The organism is Mycobacterium noviomagense (assembly GCF_010731635.1).
Lineage (GTDB): Bacteria > Actinomycetota > Actinomycetes > Mycobacteriales > Mycobacteriaceae > Mycobacterium > Mycobacterium noviomagense.
Map to the genome: position 1 here is coordinate 3,819,399 of NZ_AP022583.1, position 18,257 is coordinate 3,837,655.

Below are 18,257 nucleotides of genomic sequence, written 5' to 3' on the forward strand. Positions count from 1 at the left end.
CCATGCCTGGCGGTAAGCCGGCGAGGCCTGTGAAAGGTCGGCACCAAGCCCGCAAGCGTGCCGTCGACTTGCTGTTCGAAGCCGAAGCGCGGGGCCAGACTCCGGCCGAAATGGCCGACGCGCGCACGGCGCTGGCCGACGCGAATCCCGATGTGGCGCCGCTGCACCCGTACACGGTCGCTGTGGCCCGCGGGGTCACTGAGCACATCGACCACATCGACGACCTCATCGCCTCGCATCTGCAGGGCTGGACGCTGGACCGGTTGCCCGCCGTGGACCGCGCCATTCTGCGGGTGGCGGTGTGGGAGCTGCTGCACGCCGACGACGTGCCCGAGCCTGTTGCGGTCGACGAGGCCGTCGAGCTGGCCAAGGAGCTGTCCACCGACGAGTCGCCCGGCTTCGTCAACGGGGTGCTGGGTCAGATCATGTTGGTGACACCGCAGATCCGCGTGGCCTCGCAAGCGGTTCGGGCGGCGCCGCGCGAGCCGGGGCCCGAGTCATGACCCGCTTGGAGTTGCGCATCGTCATCGCCGCCGCGCTGGCGGCGACCGTCGTGCTCGGAGCCGTCGCCTGCGCCGCGTACGGGCTGGCCGTCGTTGCGGCGGCGCTGGCGATCTACGCGCTCGGTGTCGGCGCCTGGCTATATCACTGCATCGAGCGCTACGTCGTCGCCCGGCGCATCAGCACCGTGCGCTCGGCGGCCAAACCGTTCCAACCGCTGCTTCCGGTGATGGCCGCGATCATGGGCCTGACGCAGGCCGTTGTCAGGTCGCTCACCGATGTCACCGAACTGCCACAGCGGCGCTGGGACCTGCCGGTTCGAAGGTGGATGGTCATCACCCGCAGCAATCGCCGCATCGACGACCGCGACGACGAACTGCGCGGTTGACGACGAAACGCCCTCGCGCTGTTCACCGGCGCGACACACTGGCGACATGCAGCGAAACGGCGAGCACCCAAGGCGGCTTCGGGTTTCCGCCTTGGCCGCGGTAGCCAACCCGTCGTACTCGCGTATCGACACCTGGAACCTGTTGGACGACGCCTGCCGTCAGCTCGCCGAATTCAGCCGCGCCGGGGTGGACACCGGCCACCAGGCCGCGCGGGTGAAGCGCCTGCTCAATCGCCTCGGTGCATACGAGCGCTACTGGCTGTACCCGGGCGCGGCCAACGTCGAGGCGTTCCGCGGCTATCTCGCCAACGGTGCAACGGTGCGGCTGTCCGACGAGGTGTCGCTGGCCGTCCGGTTGCTCTCCGAATACGGCGATCGCGCAGCGCTTTTCGACACCTCTGCGCCGCTGGCCGATCAGGAGCTGGTAGCGCGGGCCAAACGACAGCACTTCTACACCGTTTTGCTCGCCGATGATTGGCCGGCCGAGGCTCCCGACAGCCTCGCCGAGGCGCTGCGAGCGCTGCGCGACCCGGCCGACGACGTGCAGTTCGAATTGCTCGTCGTGGCCAGCATCGAGGACGCCGTCACCGCCGTCGCGCTCAACGGCGAGATCCAGGCGGCGATCATCCGCCACGACCTGCCGCTGCGCTCCCGCGACCGGTTGCCGTTGATGACCACGCTGCTGGGTCCCGGTGACGACGAGGCTTCGCACGATCGCAGTTACGACTGGATCGAATGCGGCGAGTGGATCCGCGAGTTGCGGCCGCACATCGACTTGTATCTGCTCACCGACGAGTCGATCGCCGCCGAAACCGAGGACGAACCCGACGTCTACGACCGCACCTTCTACCGGCTCAACGACGTCACCGACCTGTACAGCACGGTGCTGGCCGGCATCCGAACTCGTTTCGCCACACCGTTTTTCGATGCGCTGCGCGCTTACGCAGCGGCACCGGTCGGGCAGTTCCACGCGCTTCCCGTCGCGCGCGGCGCCAGCATCTTCAACTCCAAGTCCTTACAAGACATGGGCGAGTTCTACGGACGCAACATCTTCATGGCCGAGACGTCGTGCACGTCAGGTGGACTGGACTCGCTGCTCGACCCGCACGGCACCATCAAAGTGGCGATGGACAAAGCCGCGATCACCTGGTGCGCCAACCAGACGTATTTCGTCACCAACGGAACCTCGACCGCCAACAAGATCGTCGTTCAAGCCCTGACCCGGCCGGGCGACATCGTTCTCATCGACCGCAACTGCCACAAGTCGCATCACTACGGCTTGGTGCTGGCCGGGGCATACCCGATGTACCTGGACGCCTATCCACTGCAGCCGTTCGCCATCTACGGGGCGGTGTCCCTCGAGACGATCAAGAAGGCGCTGCTGGACCTCGAGGCCGCCGGACAGCTGGACCGGGTACGCATGCTGCTGCTCACCAACTGCACTTTCGACGGCGTCGTCTACAACCCCCGCCGCGTGATGGAGGAGGTGCTGGCGATCAAGCCGGACATCTGCTTTCTGTGGGACGAGGCCTGGTACGCGTTCGCCACCGCGGTGCCGTGGGCGCGGCAGCGCACCGCGATGATCGCCGCCGAGCAACTCGAATCGATGTTGTCGTCACCGGCCTACGCCAAGGAATACCGCAAGTGGCGTGCCTCGATGGAGGGCGTTGAGCGCGCCGAATGGGGGCGGCGCCGGCTGCTTCCCGACCCCACCCGCGCGCGGGTCCGGGTGTACGCGACGCATTCGACGCACAAGTCGCTGTCGGCGCTTCGGCAGGCGTCGATGATCCACATCCGCGACCAAGACTTCAAAGCGCTCACCCGAGATTCGTTCGGTGAGGCGTTTTTGACGCACACCTCCACGTCGCCCAACCAACAACTGCTGGCGTCGCTGGATCTGGCGCGCCGGCAGGTCGACATGGAAGGTTTCCAGCTGGTCCGCTACGTCTACAACATGGCGCTGGTGTTCCGCCATCGCGTCCGCAAAGACCGGTTGATCAGCAAGTGGTTTCGCATCCTCGACGAATCCGACCTGGTGCCAGACGAATTCCGGACTTCGACGGTCAGCTCGTACCGCCAGGTCAGGCAGGGCGCGCTGGCGGAGTGGAACGAGGCCTGGCGCTCCGATCAGTTCGTGCTCGACCCGACGCGGGTCACTTTGTTCGTCGGTAAGACCGGGATGACCGGATACGAGTTCCGCGAGAAGATCTTGATGGAGCGGTTCGGGATCCAGATTAACAAGACGTCGATCAACAGTGTGCTGTTGATCTTCACGATCGGCGTCACCTGGTCGAGCGTGCATTACCTGCTCGATGTGCTGCGTCGGGTAGCCACCGATTTCGAGCGCAGCCAGGGCGCGGCCAGTAAAGAGGATCGGATCCTGCAGCAGCGCCGGGTAGCGGAGATCACCGAGAATCTGCCGGCGCTGCCCGACTTCAGCGAGTTCGACGGCGCGTTCCGTCCCGACGGCGCCTGCGCGTTCGGCGACATGCGTTCGGCTTTCTACGCCGGCTATGAAGAGTCCGACCGCGAACACGTCCAGCTCGGTGCGGCCGGCCGGCGGCTCGCCCGCGGAAAGACGTTGGTCTCCACCACGTTTGTGGTGCCCTACCCGCCCGGTTTCCCGGTGCTGGTGCCCGGCCAGGTGATTTCCAAGCAGATTCTGTATTTCCTGGCCGAGCTCGACGTGAAGGAAATCCACGGCTACAACCCCGAGCTTGGGTTGTCGGTCTTCACCGAAGCATCGCTCAAGCGGATGGCCGCCGCCCGCCAGGCGGTTGCCGCGGCTGCGCCGCAGGGAACGGCAGCCGTTGTCGGATAAGGGCCTACAGCGCGTCCAAGAGACGGTCGAGGTCGGCCTCGGTGTTGTACAGGTGGAACCCGACGCGCACCCCGCCTGCGCGCACGGCTGCGCGGATACCGGCCTGTTGCAACGCGTCAGCCGAGTGGTTGCCAGGGATGGAGACGATCGCGGAATCCACGGGCGCAAGCTGCAATTCGGTCCGCAGCCGGTTCGCCAGGCCCACGGTGTGCGCTTGGACGGCGGCCCGATCCAGCGAGGCGAGCCAGGGCAGCGACCGCCCCGCGCCGAGCAGGCTGAACCACGCCGGCCACAAGTCGAACCGCCGGGCGTCGCCGGCCAGCCGCATCGGCAGCCCGTACAGCGACGACCATAAGTCTTCTGCGGCAAAGGGATTCGCCATGTGCGGGACCAACGTGCCGGACATCCGGTCGCTCAACGACATCCACGCCACACCGCGCGGGCCCAGCAGCCATTTGTAGCTCGCTCCGACCGCGGCGTCGGCCCAGGACAGCTCGACGTCCATCCAGCCCAGCGCCTGCACCGCGTCGATCACCGTGAGGGTGCCGGCACCGGCGATGCTGCGGCGCAACGAGTCGACGTCAAGGAGGGCGCCGTCGGCGGACTGCACGAGGCTGACGGCGATCACGTCGAAGTCTGCGGCGCTGTCCTCGAGTCGGCCCCGCGGCAACTCGGTGACGGTGACACCGCGAGCTGCTTGTGCCACGAACGGGAAAACGACGCTGGTGTATTCACCGCGAAAGGTGGCCACCCGACTGCCGTCCGGTATCGACGCAGCGATCAGACCGATCAGAGAAGAGGTGCTGCTGCCGACGGCTATCCGGTGCTGGTCCGTCCCGGTCAGTGCGGCATACGCCGCTCGGCTCGCGGCCATCAGCTCGATGAACGTGCTCACCTCGAGGCTGCCGTGCTGCCAGGAGTCGATGCAGTCGCGCAGCGCCTCGGCGACAAACCGCGGCGGCACACCATAGGTTGCGGTGTCCAGGAATCCGTCGGCGCCGTCGAACTCGGCGCCGAAAGCCTCGCGTGTCACTCCACCACCTTTGCGTATTCGTGCCGGCTGTCACACGCTGGGCCGCCAGACCGCCACCCGTGGGTGTGCCATGGCCCGGCGCCTCGAGCGCTACGGCGTCAAGTTCGAAGAAGACCCTATGTGGCCCAGCCCAAAACCGCGGCCAAGCTGTCGATCGCAGTACGCACCTTCGAGCGCATGCGCGCAGAGATCGCCGAGATGGGGGCAGGCATACCACACGAGCTGATGCGCGCCGTCTTGAGGGAGGTAGTGTCCGCGGTGGATTCGGCGACCACTGAAGTGAGGAAGTACCCGATGCCTGAGGTGAAATGGCTCGACGGGCCTGAGGAGCACGACTTTCCCGCCGCCGCCGACTATCTTGCCCTGCTTGCCGATCCGCAAACGGTCACCACGCTCACGGACGAGCTGCGCGCCGGATCGATCGTGCACAAGAAGGCCAAAGACATCCTTCGTGCTGCGCGGCTACGGCTGCTTCCCGTCGACAATCCCCACGTAGCCTCCGACTTGTCCAAAATCAAAAAGGGCCATCCGCTGTCGCCCATTCTTCTGATCCGCGGCGACTTACAGACCGGCGTTCCGGTGCAAATCGCAGATGGCTACCACCGGGTGTGCGCCAGCTACCACACCGATGAGAACACCGACATTCCGGTCATCATCGCGGTAGCGAACCGCCGCGCGACCCGGTGACCTACCCGTTACGAATGCATCCAGCGTGAGCCTGTGGCGAAAAATCCGCCGAGGTTTCGCAGTGGCTAGACACTTGACGCAATAGGCAACCGAGGCCACAGGCGGTTAGGCGTCCCCGCGACGCGCGGCGAAGCTAATGACATCAGCGTCCAATTACGGCAATTTGTTGCCCTCGGACTGACTACGCTTGCCTAGCGTGACGATTTCGGGCGGCTCAACCAATCCCCGCCTGAAAGTGGACGACTGGATCCAGACCGGTTTCCGACTCCTCGCGGAAGAGGGCATCAAGGCCCTCACGATCGATCGGCTGTGCCGCCGCCTGGGTGTGACCAGAGGCAGTTTCTACTGGCATTTCAGCGACATGAAGACCTACCGCCGCGCGCTCATCGACACCTGGGCCGCGGTCCGCGACGAGGATCGCGGATTCTTCGACGCGCTCTCCGCAGACCCGCCGCGTCAGCGGCTGTCGCGGATGCTGACCGCGATGGTCGGGCCCCGGCACTGGATCCTGGAGCGCGCGATGCGCGAATGGGCTCGCTCGGAGCCCGCCGTAGCGGCTGCGGTCCGTGAATCGGACCGCCGGGTGGTGGCCGCGGTGCGCCAGGCGTTCCTCGACGACGGCTTCGACTCCGAAGAGGCTGACATGCGGGCCAACGCCACCTTCGCCGCCGGCATCGGCTTTCTGCATTTGTCCGGTTCGCGACCGAACCCGCAGGCCGCCGGGCACCGCGAGCGGTTCTTGGAAGTGATGCTGCGCCACTAGCCGCCCGTCTCGTCGAAACTGCGCTCACTGCGGTGAAACTGCTCGAGCTGCTTGCTAGTTGCCGCGCAGCTCGCTATGGCCGCGGACTCGACAGTGGTCCCGGCATGATCTGACTCCCAGTAGGCGCTAGAGCCCCAGCGCGCGGTAGGTGCCGCGTACGAATCTCGGTTGCACCGCTTGCAGTTTGGCGCGCGAGGTGTTTCCGGCGACTGCAGCCGCGGCGTCCGAGGACAGGGTCGGCAGATTCTGCACCAGATACAGCAGGATCAAATCCGCCGACGGGTCCGCCTGCCACCACGTCCCGTACGCGCCGGGCCAACTGAACGTCCCCAATCCGCCCGCCCCGAACAGCGGCGCCGATTTCACCGGATCGGTCACCACCGACAGGTTCAACCCGAACCCGCGGCCGATCCAGAACGGCGAGCCCAGAAAGGGATGCCGCTTCTGCTCGGCGGTGAGCCGATCGGTGCGCATCGCCCGCGCCGACTCGGCCGAGAGCACCCGCGCCCCGTCGACCGTGCCGTCGTTCAGCAGCATCTGCGCGAACCGCAGATAGTCGTCGGCGGTCGACCACAATCCGCCGCCAGCGTTGGGAAACGCCGGCGGCGACACGTGCGGCGGCCCCATCGCGTCGTGCTGCAGCCGGTCGTCGTCGTCAAGCCGGTACATGGTCGCCGCGCGGGACCGCTTCTCGGGCGGGACGAAAAAGCCGGTGTCGCGCATACCGAGCGGTTGCAGGATGCGCTCGTCGAGCACCTGGTGAAACGGTTTACCTTCGACCCGCGACACCAGGACACCGACCACGTCGATGCCGTGGCTGTAGGTGAGCCGCTCACCGGGCTGGTGCACCAGCGGTAAGGCGGCAAGCGCGGCGAGCCAGGCGTCCGGGCCTTGGCCGAACGGCAGCCGAACATACGCCCGCGCTATCGGCCCGGTGACCGAGAAGCCGTATGCCAGCCCGCTGGTATGAGTCAGCAGATCTTCGACCAGGATGGCCCGCTGCGCCGGATGCGTGCGCTCGAGCGGGCCGTTCGGGTCGTTGAGCACCTGCATGTCGGCGAATTCCGGCAGCCAGCGGGTGATCGGGTCGCGCAACGCCAGCTTGCTCTCGTCGACCAGGCTCATCGCGGCGGCGACGGTGACCGGCTTGGTCATCGACGCGATACGAAACATGGTGTCGCGCCGCATCGGCAGCCCGGAATCGACATCACGATAGCCAATCTCGTTGATCTGCAACATATTTCCGCGCTGCCAGACCACCGTCACCGCACCGGCGAGCAGACCGGCTTCGCAGGCCTCCCGAATGGAAGCCTGATTGCCGTCGAGATTCACCGGATCAGAATAGTGTGCGCCGCGCGTGGACAAGCCAGTCAGGCGGCGTGCAGTTGGGTCAGGGCGATGCCGATTCGGGTTTCGACTTCGCTGACCATGACCATGAATGCTCCGGGTAGCGGCGGTGCCGTCGAGTGGTAATGCATTCCGGTGGGCGTGGTGAATTCCGCTGTGTGCCAGCCATTTTCGTCCAATCTGGTGCTGACGTGCCAGCCGGGCGATTCCTTGACGTAGTTGCAGCGCTCACACGAAGCCGAGTCCATTTGCCGCCATGGTCGGTCCGCCGCGGTGGTGCGGCTGGGCATGGTCGCGGTGCCGGATCGGGGCATCGCAGTAGGGCGTGCGGCATCGCTGATCGCGCAAACCGATGAAGGTGGCCAGGCCCTTGGGGAAACGGCGCGCCCGCGACTCCATTGCCACTAAAGCGCCGGAGCGGGGATGGCGGTACAGCCTGCGCAGCGTGGCCCGCGACCGGGCGTCGGTAGCTGCGCCGCTTATCAGATCGCGAGCCACGGCGGCCGGGACCGGGCCATAGCCGTCGATCACCGCTGCGGCACAGTCACCGCCAAATAGCGTCTCGTCGGAGATGATCAGGTTCACCGCAACCGGTTCGGCTACATCGGCGGGTCGTCCGGTCACGCGTTCCGCCAAGGTGTCGGCCATCACCTGGCCGCGCGTGCGGCCATCGAACGTCGTGTCTGCCGCCCGCTTGAGCGCCGCGTACACCGAGACGCCCTGCGGAACGGGCAGCAGGGCCGTCACCCAGGTCATGGCGTCCGGGGCCGGGCGGATTGTCACCGTGCGCTCGGAGGCCGCCTTCGCAGCGCGATCCACCACCGCCTGCGCGTTGAGCCGGTAGGCAATCTCCCGTGCCGCGGCTGCAATGCGCGCATCACCCATCCCGTCCAATGCGGACATGTCGGCGCACAGCTCGGCATCGAGCGCGCGGCGGTCCTCGACGTCCAAACAGGCCGATTCCCGCACAATCAACGTGGCCCGCCACTCCGACAACTGCCCGGCCTCCAGCGCGGCGAGCGTGTGCGGCAACTCGTACACCAACGCCTTTGCGAAGCCCAGGTGCCGCCCGCCCCTCGCGGGCGAATCCCGTCGCGCCAACGCGACCTCGCTGGCCACCCCGCGCCCCCGCTGGTTCGCCGGAATCCCCGCAGCAGCCTCATTCGAGCGCCGCAACGCATCCAGCGCCGCGGCCGCCCGCGCTTGACCCGCGGCCGCAGCCGATTTCACCCGCTCCAGCTTGGCGATGCGTGCGATCAGCGCCGCCTCGTCGGCATGGGGGTCTACTGCCGCCATGGCGTTATCTTCGAACATAATTTCGAATCATACACGACCCGACCGACACGTTGACCGCAATGCGGGCCCAGGTGCCGGCAATGCTAGGCTGCCGGGCAGTCGACATCCTTTAACGATCCGTCCGGCGAGGCGGAGAAGGAGGTCAAGTCACGCATGGGTGCTGCGGGCCACGCCGGCTTAGGCAGCGAATCCCGGGAATTGATGTCGGCGGCCGACGTGGGCCGCACCATTTCCCGTATCGCCCATCAGATCATCGAGAAGACCGCGCTCGACGACACCGGTCGCTCCGGTCCGCGGGTGGTGCTGCTGGGCATCCCCACCCGCGGGGTGACGCTGGCCCAGCGGCTGGCCTCCCGCATCGCCGAGTTCTCCGGTGTCCATGTCGACCACGGCGCGCTCGACATCACCCTGTACCGCGACGACCTGATGATGCAGCCGCCGCGGCCCCTGGAAGCGACAAGCATTCCGCCCGGCGGCATCGACGACGCGCTGGTGATCCTGGTCGACGACGTGCTGTACTCCGGGCGCTCGGTGCGCTCGGCGCTCGACGCGCTGCGCGACATCGGCCGGCCGCGGATCGTGCAGCTGGCGGTACTCGTCGACCGCGGCCACCGCGAGCTGCCACTGCGCGCCGACTACGTCGGCAAGAACGTGCCGACCTCTCGCAGCGAGAGTGTGCACGTACTGCTGAGCGAACACGACGGTCGCGACGGGGTGGTGATCTCCCGATGACCAGACACCTGCTGGCCGCCGGCGACCTGACCCGTGACGACGCCACCGCGATCCTCGACGACGCCGACCGCTTCGCGCAGGCGTTGGTCGGCCGCGAGGTCAAGAAACTGCCGACGCTGCGCGGCCGCACCATCATCACGATGTTCTACGAGAACTCCACCCGCACCCGGGTGTCGTTCGAAGTGGCCGGAAAGCTGATGAGCGCCGACGTGATCAACGTCAGCGCGACGGGATCCTCGGTGGGCAAAGGGGAATCGCTACGCGACACCGCGCTGACGCTGCGCGCCGCCGGCGGCGACGCCTTGGTCATCCGCCACCCCGCATCCGGTGCCGCGCAGCGGCTGGCCGACTGGACCGCCACCGACCAAGGTGGCCCGTCGGTGATCAACGCCGGCGACGGCACCCACGAACACCCCACGCAGGCGCTGCTGGACGCGCTCACCATCCGCCAGCGGCTCGGCGGCATCGAAGGCCGGCGCATTGTGATCGTCGGCGACATCCTGCACAGCCGGGTCGCCCGCTCCAATGTCATGCTGCTGGCCACACTGGGCGCCGAAGTGGTGCTGGTCGCGCCGCCCACGCTGCTGCCGGTCGGGGTTGCCGACTGGCCGGTCACCGTCTCCTACGACCTCGACGCCGAACTACCCGCCGCCGACGCGGTGTTGATGCTGCGGGTGCAGGCCGAGCGGATGCACGGCGGCTTCTTCCCGTCCGCGCGCGAGTACTCGGTGCTCTACGGGCTTTCCGACCGGCGCCAGGCGCTGCTGCCCGGCCACGCAGTGGTCCTGCACCCGGGTCCGATGCTGCGTGGCATGGAGATCGCGTCGTCGGTGGCTGACTCGTCGCAATCGGCTGTGCTGCAACAGGTTTCCAACGGTGTGCACGTGCGGATGGCGGTGCTGTTCCATGTCTTGGTCGGAGCGGAGTCCCCGGAAAGAGGAGCCGCGGCATGAGCGTGCTGATTCGCCGGGTTCGCCCGTACGGGGAGGGCAAGCGCGTCGACGTGCTCGTCGATGACGGGCAGATCGCCGATATCGGTGCGGGGCTGGCGATTCCGGAAGATGCCGATGTGATCGACGCCACCGGACAGGTGCTGCTGCCCGGCTTCGTCGACCTGCACACCCATCTGCGTGAACCGGGCCGAGAATACGCCGAGGACATCGAAACCGGCTCGGCAGCAGCGGCTTTGGGTGGTTACACGGCGGTCTTCGCGATGCCCAACACCAACCCGGTCGCCGACAGCCCGGTGGTCACCGACCACGTCTGGCATCGCGGCCAGCAGGTCGGCCTGGTCGACGTGCATCCGGTCGGCGCGGTCACGGTGGGCCTGGCCGGAAAAGAACTGACCGAGATGGGCATGATGGCCGCCGGCGCTGGCCAGGTGCGGATGTTCTCCGACGACGGCAACTGCGTGGCCGACCCGCTGGTCATGCGCCGCGCCCTGGAGTACGCCACCGGCCTGGGCTTGCTCGTCGCCCAGCACGCCGAAGAACCCAGACTCACCGTCGGCGCCGTCGCCCACGAGGGGCCGAGCGCCGCCCGGCTGGGCCTGGCCGGATGGCCGCGGGCCGCCGAAGAGTCGATCGTCGCGCGCGACGCCCTGCTGGCCCGCGACGCCGGCGCCCGGGTGCACATCTGCCACGCCTCCACCGCGGGCACTGTCGAGATTCTGAAATGGGCTAAGCAGCAAGGCATTTCGATCACCGCCGAAGTCACTCCGCATCACCTGATGCTCGACGACTCCAGGCTCGCGAGCTACGACGGCGTGAACCGGGTCAACCCGCCGCTGCGTGAGGCGGCCGACGCTGCCGCGTTGCGTCAAGCCCTGGCCGACGGGGTAATCGACTGTGTGGCCACTGATCACGCCCCGCACGCCGAACACGAGAAGTGTGTCGAGTTCGTCGCCGCGCGACCGGGCATGCTCGGGCTGCAGACCGCGCTGTCGGTGGTGGTCGCCACCATGGTGGAGCCGGGCCTGCTGAGCTGGCGGGACGTCGCCCGGGTGATGAGCGAGAACCCCGCAGGCATCGCCGGATTGCCCGACCACGGCCGCCCGCTGGAGGTGGGCGAGCCGGCCAACCTCACGATCGTGGACCCCGACGCCACCTGGACCGTCGCCGGGTCCGACCTGGCCAGCCGCTCGTCGAACACGCCGTATGAGTCGATGACGTTGCCGGCCACGGTGACTGCGACGCTGCTGCGCGGCAAGCTCACCGCTCGCGACGGAAAGAGCCCGGCTTGAACTCCACGACGTTGATCGGGTCGCTCATTTTCGCGGCTGTGCTGGCGCTGGTGATCGCGTTGGTGATCTCGCTGATGGTGCGCGGCTGGCGGCATCGCGGGGAACGCCAAGCCGCGTTGATCGGGGCCCTGCCCGAGGTACCGGAGACGGTGGGATCGGCGATCGTCGCGCCGACCTCCGGCATCTACGTCGGCTGCACGCTGGCGCCGAGGTGGCATGACCGGGTGGCGGTCGGCGATCTCGGCTACCGCAGCAAGGCGGTGCTGACCCGGTATCCCGAGGGAATCCTGGTGCAACGCTCGAAGGCCAGCCCGATCTGGATTCCCCAGGAGTCGATCACCGCCATCCGCACCGAGCGCGGCATGGTCGGCAAAGTCACCACCCGCGACGGGATACTGGCGATCCGATGGCGGCTGCCGTCGGGCGCCGAGATCGACACCGGCTTTCGCGGCGACGACCGCAGCCAGTACCACCGCTGGCTGCCGGAGGCATGCTGATGAACAACCGCGACAGGGCCGTGCTGGTGCTCGAAGACGGGCGCATATTCACCGGCACATCGTTCGGCGCGATCGGTCAGACACTGGGCGAGGCGGTGTTTTCTACCGGCATGTCCGGCTACCAAGAGACCCTGACCGATCCCAGCTACCACCGCCAGATCGTGGTGGCGACCGCGCCGCAGATCGGCAACACCGGTTGGAACACCGAAGACGCCGAGAGCCGCGGCGACAAGATCTGGGTGGCCGGCTACGCGGTGCGCGATCCGTCGCCGCGTGCCTCCAACTGGCGGGCGACCAGCACGCTGCAGGACGAGCTGGTCCGCCAGCGCATCGTCGGGGTGGCCGGCATCGACACCCGGGCCGTGGTGCGTCATCTGCGCAGCCGCGGCTCGATGAAAGCCGGAATCTTCTCCGGTGCCGCGCTGGCCGAGCCGGACGAGCTGATCGAGCGGGTGCGTGCCCAGCTGCCGATGCTGGGCGCCGACCTGGCCGGGCAGGTCAGCACCGACGGCACCTACATCGTGGAACCCGAAGGGCCGCAGCGGTTTACCGTCGCCGCGCTCGACCTCGGGATCAAAACCAATACGCCGCGCAATTTCGCCCGGCGCGGCATCCGCAGCCACGTGCTGCCGTCGTCGGCGACCTTCGAGCAGATCGCCGAGATCGAGCCGGACGGCGTGTTCTTGTCCAACGGCCCCGGCGACCCGGCCACCGCCGACCATGTCGTCGCCGTGACCCGTCAGGTACTGGACGCCGGAATCCCGTTGTTCGGCATCTGTTTCGGCAACCAGATCCTCGGCCGCGCGCTGGGCCTGTCCACCTACAAGATGGTGTTCGGCCACCGCGGCATCAACGTCCCGGTGATCGACCACGCCACCCGTCGGGTCGCGATTACCGCGCAGAACCACGGGTTCGCTTTGGAAGGCGAGGCGGGTCAGCGGTTCGACACCCCGTTCGGGCCGGCGGTCGTCAGCCACACCTGCGCCAACGACGGCGTCGTCGAAGGCGTCAAACTGGCCAACGGGCGCGCATTTTCGGTGCAATACCATCCTGAGGCCGCGGCCGGACCGCACGACGCAGAATACCTTTTCGACCAGTTCGTCGATCTGATGGGAGCCGGCCAATGACATCTCCCGCGAGCGGGCGTGTTTGTGCGCCGACACGTCGTAATTGGCGTACAACTGTGCACGCTCGCGGCAAGGGGGAGGGCTGATGCCGCGCCGCGACGACCTGCGCCACGTGCTGGTGATCGGTTCCGGGCCGATCGTCATCGGGCAGGCATGTGAATTCGACTACTCAGGCACCCAGGCCTGCCGCGTGTTGAAAGCCGAAGGGCTGCAGGTCAGCCTGGTCAACTCCAACCCGGCCACGATCATGACCGACCCGGAGTTCGCCGACCACACCTACGTCGAGCCGATCACCCCAGCGTTCGTCGAACGCGTCATCGCCCAACAAGCCCGGCGCGGCAACAAGATCGACGCGCTGCTAGCCACCCTGGGCGGGCAGACGGCACTCAACACCGCGGTCGCGCTCTACGAGAACGGCGTGCTCGAGCGCTACGACGTCGAGCTGATCGGCGCCGACTTCGACGCCATCCAGCGCGGCGAGGACCGGCAGCGGTTCAAAGACATCGTCGCCAAAGTCGGTGGCGAATCGGCCCGCAGCCGGGTCTGTTTCACCATGGACGAGGTCCGCGAGACGGTCGCCGAACTCGGCCTGCCCGTCGTGGTGCGGCCGAGCTTCACCATGGGCGGCCTTGGCTCCGGAATGGCGCACAGCGCCGAAGAGGTCGACCGGATGGCCGGCGCCGGCCTGGCCGCCTCACCGAGCGCCAATGTGCTGATCGAGGAATCCATCTACGGCTGGAAGGAATTCGAGCTCGAGCTGATGCGCGACGGCCACGACAACGTCGTGGTGGTTTGCTCGATCGAGAACGTCGACCCGATGGGCGTGCACACCGGCGACTCGGTGACCGTAGCCCCGGCCATGACGCTGACCGACCGGGAATACCAGCGGATGCGCGACCTGGCCATTGCGATCCTGCGCGAGGTCGGGGTCGACACCGGCGGCTGCAACATCCAGTTCGCGGTCAACCCGCGCGACGGGCGGCTGATCGTCGTCGAAATGAACCCGCGGGTGTCGCGGTCGTCCGCGCTGGCGTCCAAGGCGACCGGGTTCCCGATCGCGAAGATCGCGGCCAAGCTGGCCATCGGCTACACCCTCGACGAGATCCTCAACGACATCACCAAAGAAACCCCGGCCTGCTTCGAACCCACCCTCGACTACGTCGTTGTCAAGGCGCCGCGGTTCGCCTTCGAGAAATTCCCGGGCGCCGACCCGACGCTGACCACCACCATGAAGTCGGTCGGTGAGGCAATGTCGTTGGGGCGCAACTTCATCGAAGCTCTGGGTAAGGTGATGCGGTCGCTGGAAGCCGGCCGCGCCGGCTTCTGGACGACTCCTGACCCGCCGGGCGGCGTCGACGAAGCCCTGCAGCGGCTGGCCACACCGTCCGAAAGCCGGCTCTACGACATCGAACTGGCGCTGCGGCTGGGCGCTTCGGTCGAGCAGGTCTCGCAGGCCTGCGGGGTCGACCCGTGGTTCGTCGCGCAGATTGCGCAACTGGTCGAGCTGCGCGGCGAGTTGGTCGACGCCGCCGTGCTGGACGGCGACCTGCTGCGCCGCTGCAAGTACAGCGGGCTGTCGGATCGCCAGATCGCCGCTTTAAGACCAGAACTGGCCGGCGAGAACGGTGTGCGCTCACTGCGGCAGCGGCTCGGCATCCACCCGGTGTACAAAACCGTCGACACCTGCGCCGCGGAGTTCGAGGCCAAGACCCCGTACCACTACAGCAGCTACGAGCTCGACCCGGCCGCCGAAACCGAGGTGGCCCCGCAGAACCAGAAACCGAAGGTGCTCATCCTGGGCTCCGGGCCCAACCGGATCGGGCAGGGCATCGAATTCGACTACAGCTGTGTGCACGCCGCAACCACGTTGAGCCAGGCCGGGTTTGAGACAGTGATGGTCAACTGCAACCCCGAAACCGTGTCCACCGACTACGACACCGCCGACCGGCTGTATTTCGAGCCGCTGACGTTCGAGGACGTGCTGGAGGTGTTTCACGCCGAAACCCAGTCCGCACAAGGCGGTCCCGGCGTGGTCGGCGTGATCGTGCAACTGGGCGGCCAGACCCCGCTCGGCTTGGCGCAGCAGCTGGCCAACGCCGGAGTTCCGATTGTCGGCACCGCGCCGGAGGCCATCGACTTGGCCGAGGACCGCGGCGCCTTCGGCGATGTGCTCGCCGCTGCCGGGCTGCCGGCTCCCCGCTACGGCACCGCGACGACCTTCGACCAGGCCCGCCGTATCGCTGCCGAGATCGGGTATCCGGTGCTGGTGCGGCCCTCGTATGTGTTGGGTGGTCGCGGCATGGAGATCGTCTACGACGACGACACGCTGCAGGGTTACATCACCCGCGCCACAGCGCTATCCCCCGAACACCCGGTGCTTGTGGACCGATTCCTCGAGGACGCCATCGAGATCGACGTCGACGCGCTGTGCGACGGCAGGGAGGTCTACATCGGCGGGATCATGGAACACATCGAGGAGGCGGGGATTCACTCCGGTGACTCGGCGTGCGCGCTGCCGCCGGTGACGTTGGGCCGCACGGACATCGAGAAGGTCCGCAAAGCGACGGAGGCCATCGCCCACGGTATCGGCGTGGTCGGACTGCTCAACGTGCAGTACGCCCTCAAAGACGACGTGCTGTACGTGCTGGAGGCCAACCCGCGGGCCAGTCGCACGGTGCCGTTCGTGTCGAAGGCGACCGCGGTTCCGCTGGCCAAGGCGTGCGCACGAATCATGTTGGGGGCCAGCATCGCCGAACTGCGCGCAGACGGCATGCTGGCGTTATCCGGTGACGGGGCAAGCGCGGCGCCGTATGCTCCGATCGCGGTCAAAGAGGCCGTGTTGCCGTTCCACCGGTTCCGCACCGTCGAAGGCGCCGGCATCGACTCGCTGCTCGGCCCGGAGATGAAGTCGACCGGCGAGGTGATGGGCATCGACCGCGACTTCGGCAGCGCGTTCGCCAAAAGCCAGACCGCTGCGTACGGTTCGCTGCCGGCCGAGGGCACGGTGTTCGTGTCCGTGGCCAACCGCGACAAGCGCTCGCTGGTGTTCCCGGTCAAGCGGCTGGCCGACCTGGGCTTCCGTGTGCTGGCCACCGAAGGTACCGCGGAAACGTTGCGGCGCAACGGGATTCCCTGTCAGGTGGTGCGCAAGCATTTCGAAGAGCCGCGTCCTGGCCGCCCGGCGTTGTCCGCGGTCGACGCGATCAGGGCCGGTGAGGTCGACATGGTGATCAACACCCCCTACGGCAACTCCGGTCCGCGCATCGACGGCTACGAAATCCGCTCGGCCGCGGTCGCGATGAACATTCCCTGCGTGACGACGGTGCAGGGCGCCTCGGCGGCTGTGCAGGGCATCGAGGCCGGGATCCGCGGCGACATCGGGGTGCGTTCGCTGCAGGAGCTACACAGCGCGCTGACCAACGGCGGGCGCTAGTCATGCCCGGGTTCGGCGCCCGGCTGCGCGACGCGATGTCGCAGCGGGGGCTGCTGTGCCTGGGCATCGACCCACATCCGGAGCTGCTGCGCGCCTGGGACTTGCCGACCACGCCCGACGGGCTGGCGTCGTTCTGCGACATCTGTATCGAGGCCTACGGCGGCTTCGCCGTCGTCAAACCTCAGGTCGCGTTCTTCGAGGCGTACGGGGCCGCCGGATACGCCGTGCTGGAACGCACCATCGGCGCACTGCGTGACACCAGCGTGCTGGTGCTGGCCGACGCCAAGCGCGGTGACATCGGCTCCACGCTGGCGGCCTACGCGCAGGCCTGGGTGGGTGACTCGCCGCTGGCCGCCGACGCCGTCACCGCGTCGCCGTATCCGGGATTCGGCGCCCTGCAACCGCTCTTGCACACCGCAGCCGCGCACGGACGCGGGGTATTCGTGCTGGCGGCGACCTCCAACCCGGAAGGCGCGGCCATCCAGCGGGCCGACGCAGGCGGACGCACCGTCGCTCAATCGATCGTCGACGCGGCGGCAGAGCTGAACCGGGCGGGGCTGCCTGAGCCGGGTTCGGTCGGCGTGGTGGTCGGCGCGACGGTAGCGCAGCCGCCCGACGTCAGTGCACTGGCCGGCCCGGTGCTGGTGCCGGGTGTCGGGGCGCAGGGCGGACAGGTCCAGGCGCTCGGCGGATTGGGCGGGGCGGCGCCGGGACAGCTCCTGCCTGCGGTGTCGCGCGACGTGCTGCGATCCGGGCCGCGTGTCGAAGACCTGCGCGCCGCGGCGGAGCGGATGCGCGACGCCGTGGCCTACCTCGCCGCGGTCTAGCGGATCAGGAGAACTCTTCCGGCGTTTCGACGATGACGGTGGTGGCCTTGACCACGGCCACGGCCACACTGCCGGGCTCCAGCTTCAACTCGCGCGCCGCCTCGGTGCTCATCAACGACACCACGGTGAAGGGACCGCACTGCATCTCCACCTGCGCCATCACCTTGTCGCTGACCACCCGGGTCACCAAGCCGACGAACCGGTTGCGCGCCGAACTGCCCACACCCAGCGGATTGGCCGGGAGCGGCCGCGCGTTGGTCCGCCAGAATTCCGCCAGCTCGTCGCCGGCGATCACCTTACGGCCGGACTGGTCGCGGCTGACCGACAAGCTGCCCTGGTCGACCCATCGCCGCACGGTGTCGTCGCTGACCCCCAGCAGCTCGGCGGCTTCCCGGATCCGCATCATCGGCATGGCCAAACCCTAGCGTGCGATCCGGGCAAAAACGGCCGCTATGCGGACGAAAGCGGCGCCCCCAACCGTCTTTGCGGAACACCCTCACGGGCCTGAGCCGGTGCTGCTCAATTCGTCGCGTCGCATCGAGATCAAGTGGGAACATCGTAGT

Annotated in this window: 15 protein-coding genes and 1 pseudogene; 12 read left to right on the plus strand and 4 right to left on the minus strand. The window is 67.6% G+C overall.

The genetic code is table 11. The features are described from left to right. Nucleotides 1-2: 2 nt before the first annotated feature. From nusB to G6N15_RS18210, 3 genes are read left to right on the plus strand one after another with little or no spacing between them, the layout of a single operon-like run. Nucleotides 3-503: a transcription antitermination factor NusB gene (gene nusB, locus G6N15_RS18200; RefSeq protein ID WP_083085770.1), complete on the plus strand. Its 501-nt coding sequence runs from the start codon at nucleotides 3-5 to the stop codon at nucleotides 501-503. After that, nucleotides 500-889 carry an antitermination protein NusB gene (locus tag G6N15_RS18205; RefSeq protein WP_083085772.1) on the plus strand — a complete coding sequence of 130 codons (390 nt, stop codon included), beginning with the start codon at nucleotides 500-502 and terminating at the stop codon, nucleotides 887-889. The genes nusB and G6N15_RS18205 overlap by 4 nt, the downstream gene beginning before the upstream one ends. Nucleotides 890-935: 46 nt before the next feature. Then, complete coding sequence (locus G6N15_RS18210; RefSeq protein WP_083085775.1) at nucleotides 936-3,710, plus strand: aminotransferase class I/II-fold pyridoxal phosphate-dependent enzyme; 2,775 nt, start codon at nucleotides 936-938, stop codon at nucleotides 3,708-3,710. A 4-nt stretch (nucleotides 3,711-3,714) separates the two neighbouring features. Here G6N15_RS18210 and G6N15_RS18215 read toward each other — a convergent pair whose 3' ends face one another. After that, complete coding sequence (locus G6N15_RS18215) at nucleotides 3,715-4,743, minus strand: aminotransferase class V-fold PLP-dependent enzyme (protein WP_083085777.1); 1,029 nt, start codon at nucleotides 4,741-4,743, stop codon at nucleotides 3,715-3,717. Between the two features lie 294 nt (nucleotides 4,744-5,037). Here G6N15_RS18215 and G6N15_RS18220 point away from each other — a divergent pair, with 294 nt between their 5' ends. Beyond that, nucleotides 5,038-5,430 carry a hypothetical protein gene (locus G6N15_RS18220; protein ID WP_083086020.1) on the plus strand — a complete coding sequence of 131 codons (393 nt, stop codon included), beginning with the start codon at nucleotides 5,038-5,040 and terminating at the stop codon, nucleotides 5,428-5,430. Between the two features lie 202 nt (nucleotides 5,431-5,632). After that, complete coding sequence (locus tag G6N15_RS18225) at nucleotides 5,633-6,193, plus strand: TetR/AcrR family transcriptional regulator (RefSeq protein ID WP_083086022.1); 561 nt, start codon at nucleotides 5,633-5,635, stop codon at nucleotides 6,191-6,193. 126 nt (nucleotides 6,194-6,319) lie between these two features. Here G6N15_RS18225 and G6N15_RS18230 read toward each other — a convergent pair whose 3' ends face one another. Together G6N15_RS18230 and G6N15_RS18235 are read right to left on the minus strand one after the other, a co-directional pair. After that, nucleotides 6,320-7,525 (minus strand): serine hydrolase domain-containing protein, encoded by a 1,206-nt coding sequence (locus G6N15_RS18230; RefSeq protein ID WP_083086025.1) that lies wholly within the window; start codon nucleotides 7,523-7,525, stop codon nucleotides 6,320-6,322. Nucleotides 7,526-7,563: 38 nt separating this feature from the next. After that, nucleotides 7,564-8,854 (minus strand): annotated as a pseudogene (locus tag G6N15_RS18235) (DUF222 domain-containing protein). Nucleotides 8,855-8,989: 135 nt separating this feature from the next. Here G6N15_RS18235 and pyrR point away from each other — a divergent pair. The 7 genes from pyrR to pyrF all read left to right on the plus strand — a co-directional run bounded on the left by pyrR (nucleotide 8,990) and on the right by pyrF (nucleotide 17,694). Continuing rightward, complete coding sequence (gene pyrR / locus G6N15_RS18240) at nucleotides 8,990-9,568, plus strand: bifunctional pyr operon transcriptional regulator/uracil phosphoribosyltransferase PyrR (protein ID WP_083085779.1); 579 nt, start codon at nucleotides 8,990-8,992, stop codon at nucleotides 9,566-9,568. After that, on the plus strand, nucleotides 9,565-10,521 hold the full coding sequence (locus G6N15_RS18245) for an aspartate carbamoyltransferase catalytic subunit (RefSeq protein ID WP_083085782.1): 957 nt from the start codon (nucleotides 9,565-9,567) through the stop codon (nucleotides 10,519-10,521). Before pyrR ends, G6N15_RS18245 begins: the two co-directional genes overlap by 4 nt. Beyond that, nucleotides 10,518-11,810: a dihydroorotase gene (locus G6N15_RS18250; protein ID WP_083085785.1), complete on the plus strand. Its 1,293-nt coding sequence runs from the start codon at nucleotides 10,518-10,520 to the stop codon at nucleotides 11,808-11,810. Before G6N15_RS18245 ends, G6N15_RS18250 begins: the two co-directional genes overlap by 4 nt. Continuing rightward, nucleotides 11,807-12,307, plus strand: a complete 501-nt coding sequence (locus G6N15_RS18255; RefSeq protein ID WP_083085788.1) for a PH-like domain-containing protein — start codon at nucleotides 11,807-11,809, stop codon at nucleotides 12,305-12,307. Before G6N15_RS18250 ends, G6N15_RS18255 begins: the two co-directional genes overlap by 4 nt. Further along, a complete protein-coding gene (carA, locus tag G6N15_RS18260; RefSeq protein WP_083086028.1) occupies nucleotides 12,307-13,434 on the plus strand; it encodes a glutamine-hydrolyzing carbamoyl-phosphate synthase small subunit in 1,128 nt (375 codons plus the stop codon). The genes G6N15_RS18255 and carA overlap by 1 nt, the downstream gene beginning before the upstream one ends. Nucleotides 13,435-13,519: 85 nt before the next feature. Then, a complete protein-coding gene (carB, locus tag G6N15_RS18265; RefSeq protein WP_083085790.1) occupies nucleotides 13,520-16,867 on the plus strand; it encodes a carbamoyl-phosphate synthase large subunit in 3,348 nt (1,115 codons plus the stop codon). A gap of 2 nt (nucleotides 16,868-16,869) precedes the next feature. Continuing rightward, nucleotides 16,870-17,694: an orotidine-5'-phosphate decarboxylase gene (gene pyrF / locus G6N15_RS18270; RefSeq protein WP_083085793.1), complete on the plus strand. Its 825-nt coding sequence runs from the start codon at nucleotides 16,870-16,872 to the stop codon at nucleotides 17,692-17,694. Nucleotides 17,695-17,698: 4 nt separating this feature from the next. Here pyrF and G6N15_RS18275 read toward each other — a convergent pair whose 3' ends face one another. Then, nucleotides 17,699-18,106: a TOBE domain-containing protein gene (locus G6N15_RS18275; protein WP_083085794.1), complete on the minus strand. Its 408-nt coding sequence runs from the start codon at nucleotides 18,104-18,106 to the stop codon at nucleotides 17,699-17,701. Nucleotides 18,107-18,257 lie beyond the last annotated feature (151 nt).

What these genes read in the sequence shown, in the direction of transcription:
- nusB (WP_083085770.1), top strand. Translation starts at nt 3, where the DNA reads ATGCCTGGCGGTAAGCCGGCGAGGCCTGTGAAAGGTCGGCACCAAGCC.
- G6N15_RS18205 (WP_083085772.1), top strand. Translation starts at nt 500, where the DNA reads ATGACCCGCTTGGAGTTGCGCATCGTCATCGCCGCCGCGCTGGCGGCG.
- G6N15_RS18210 (WP_083085775.1), top strand. Translation starts at nt 936, where the DNA reads ATGCAGCGAAACGGCGAGCACCCAAGGCGGCTTCGGGTTTCCGCCTTG.
- G6N15_RS18220 (WP_083086020.1), top strand. Translation starts at nt 5,038, where the DNA reads ATGCCTGAGGTGAAATGGCTCGACGGGCCTGAGGAGCACGACTTTCCC.
- pyrR (WP_083085779.1), top strand. Translation starts at nt 8,990, where the DNA reads ATGGGTGCTGCGGGCCACGCCGGCTTAGGCAGCGAATCCCGGGAATTG.
- G6N15_RS18245 (WP_083085782.1), top strand. Translation starts at nt 9,565, where the DNA reads ATGACCAGACACCTGCTGGCCGCCGGCGACCTGACCCGTGACGACGCC.
- G6N15_RS18250 (WP_083085785.1), top strand. Translation starts at nt 10,518, where the DNA reads ATGAGCGTGCTGATTCGCCGGGTTCGCCCGTACGGGGAGGGCAAGCGC.
- carA (WP_083086028.1), top strand. Translation starts at nt 12,307, where the DNA reads ATGAACAACCGCGACAGGGCCGTGCTGGTGCTCGAAGACGGGCGCATA.
- carB (WP_083085790.1), top strand. Translation starts at nt 13,520, where the DNA reads ATGCCGCGCCGCGACGACCTGCGCCACGTGCTGGTGATCGGTTCCGGG.
- pyrF (WP_083085793.1), top strand. Translation starts at nt 16,870, where the DNA reads ATGCCCGGGTTCGGCGCCCGGCTGCGCGACGCGATGTCGCAGCGGGGG.
- G6N15_RS18275 (WP_083085794.1), bottom strand. Translation starts at nt 18,106, where the DNA reads ATGCCGATGATGCGGATCCGGGAAGCCGCCGAGCTGCTGGGGGTCAGC.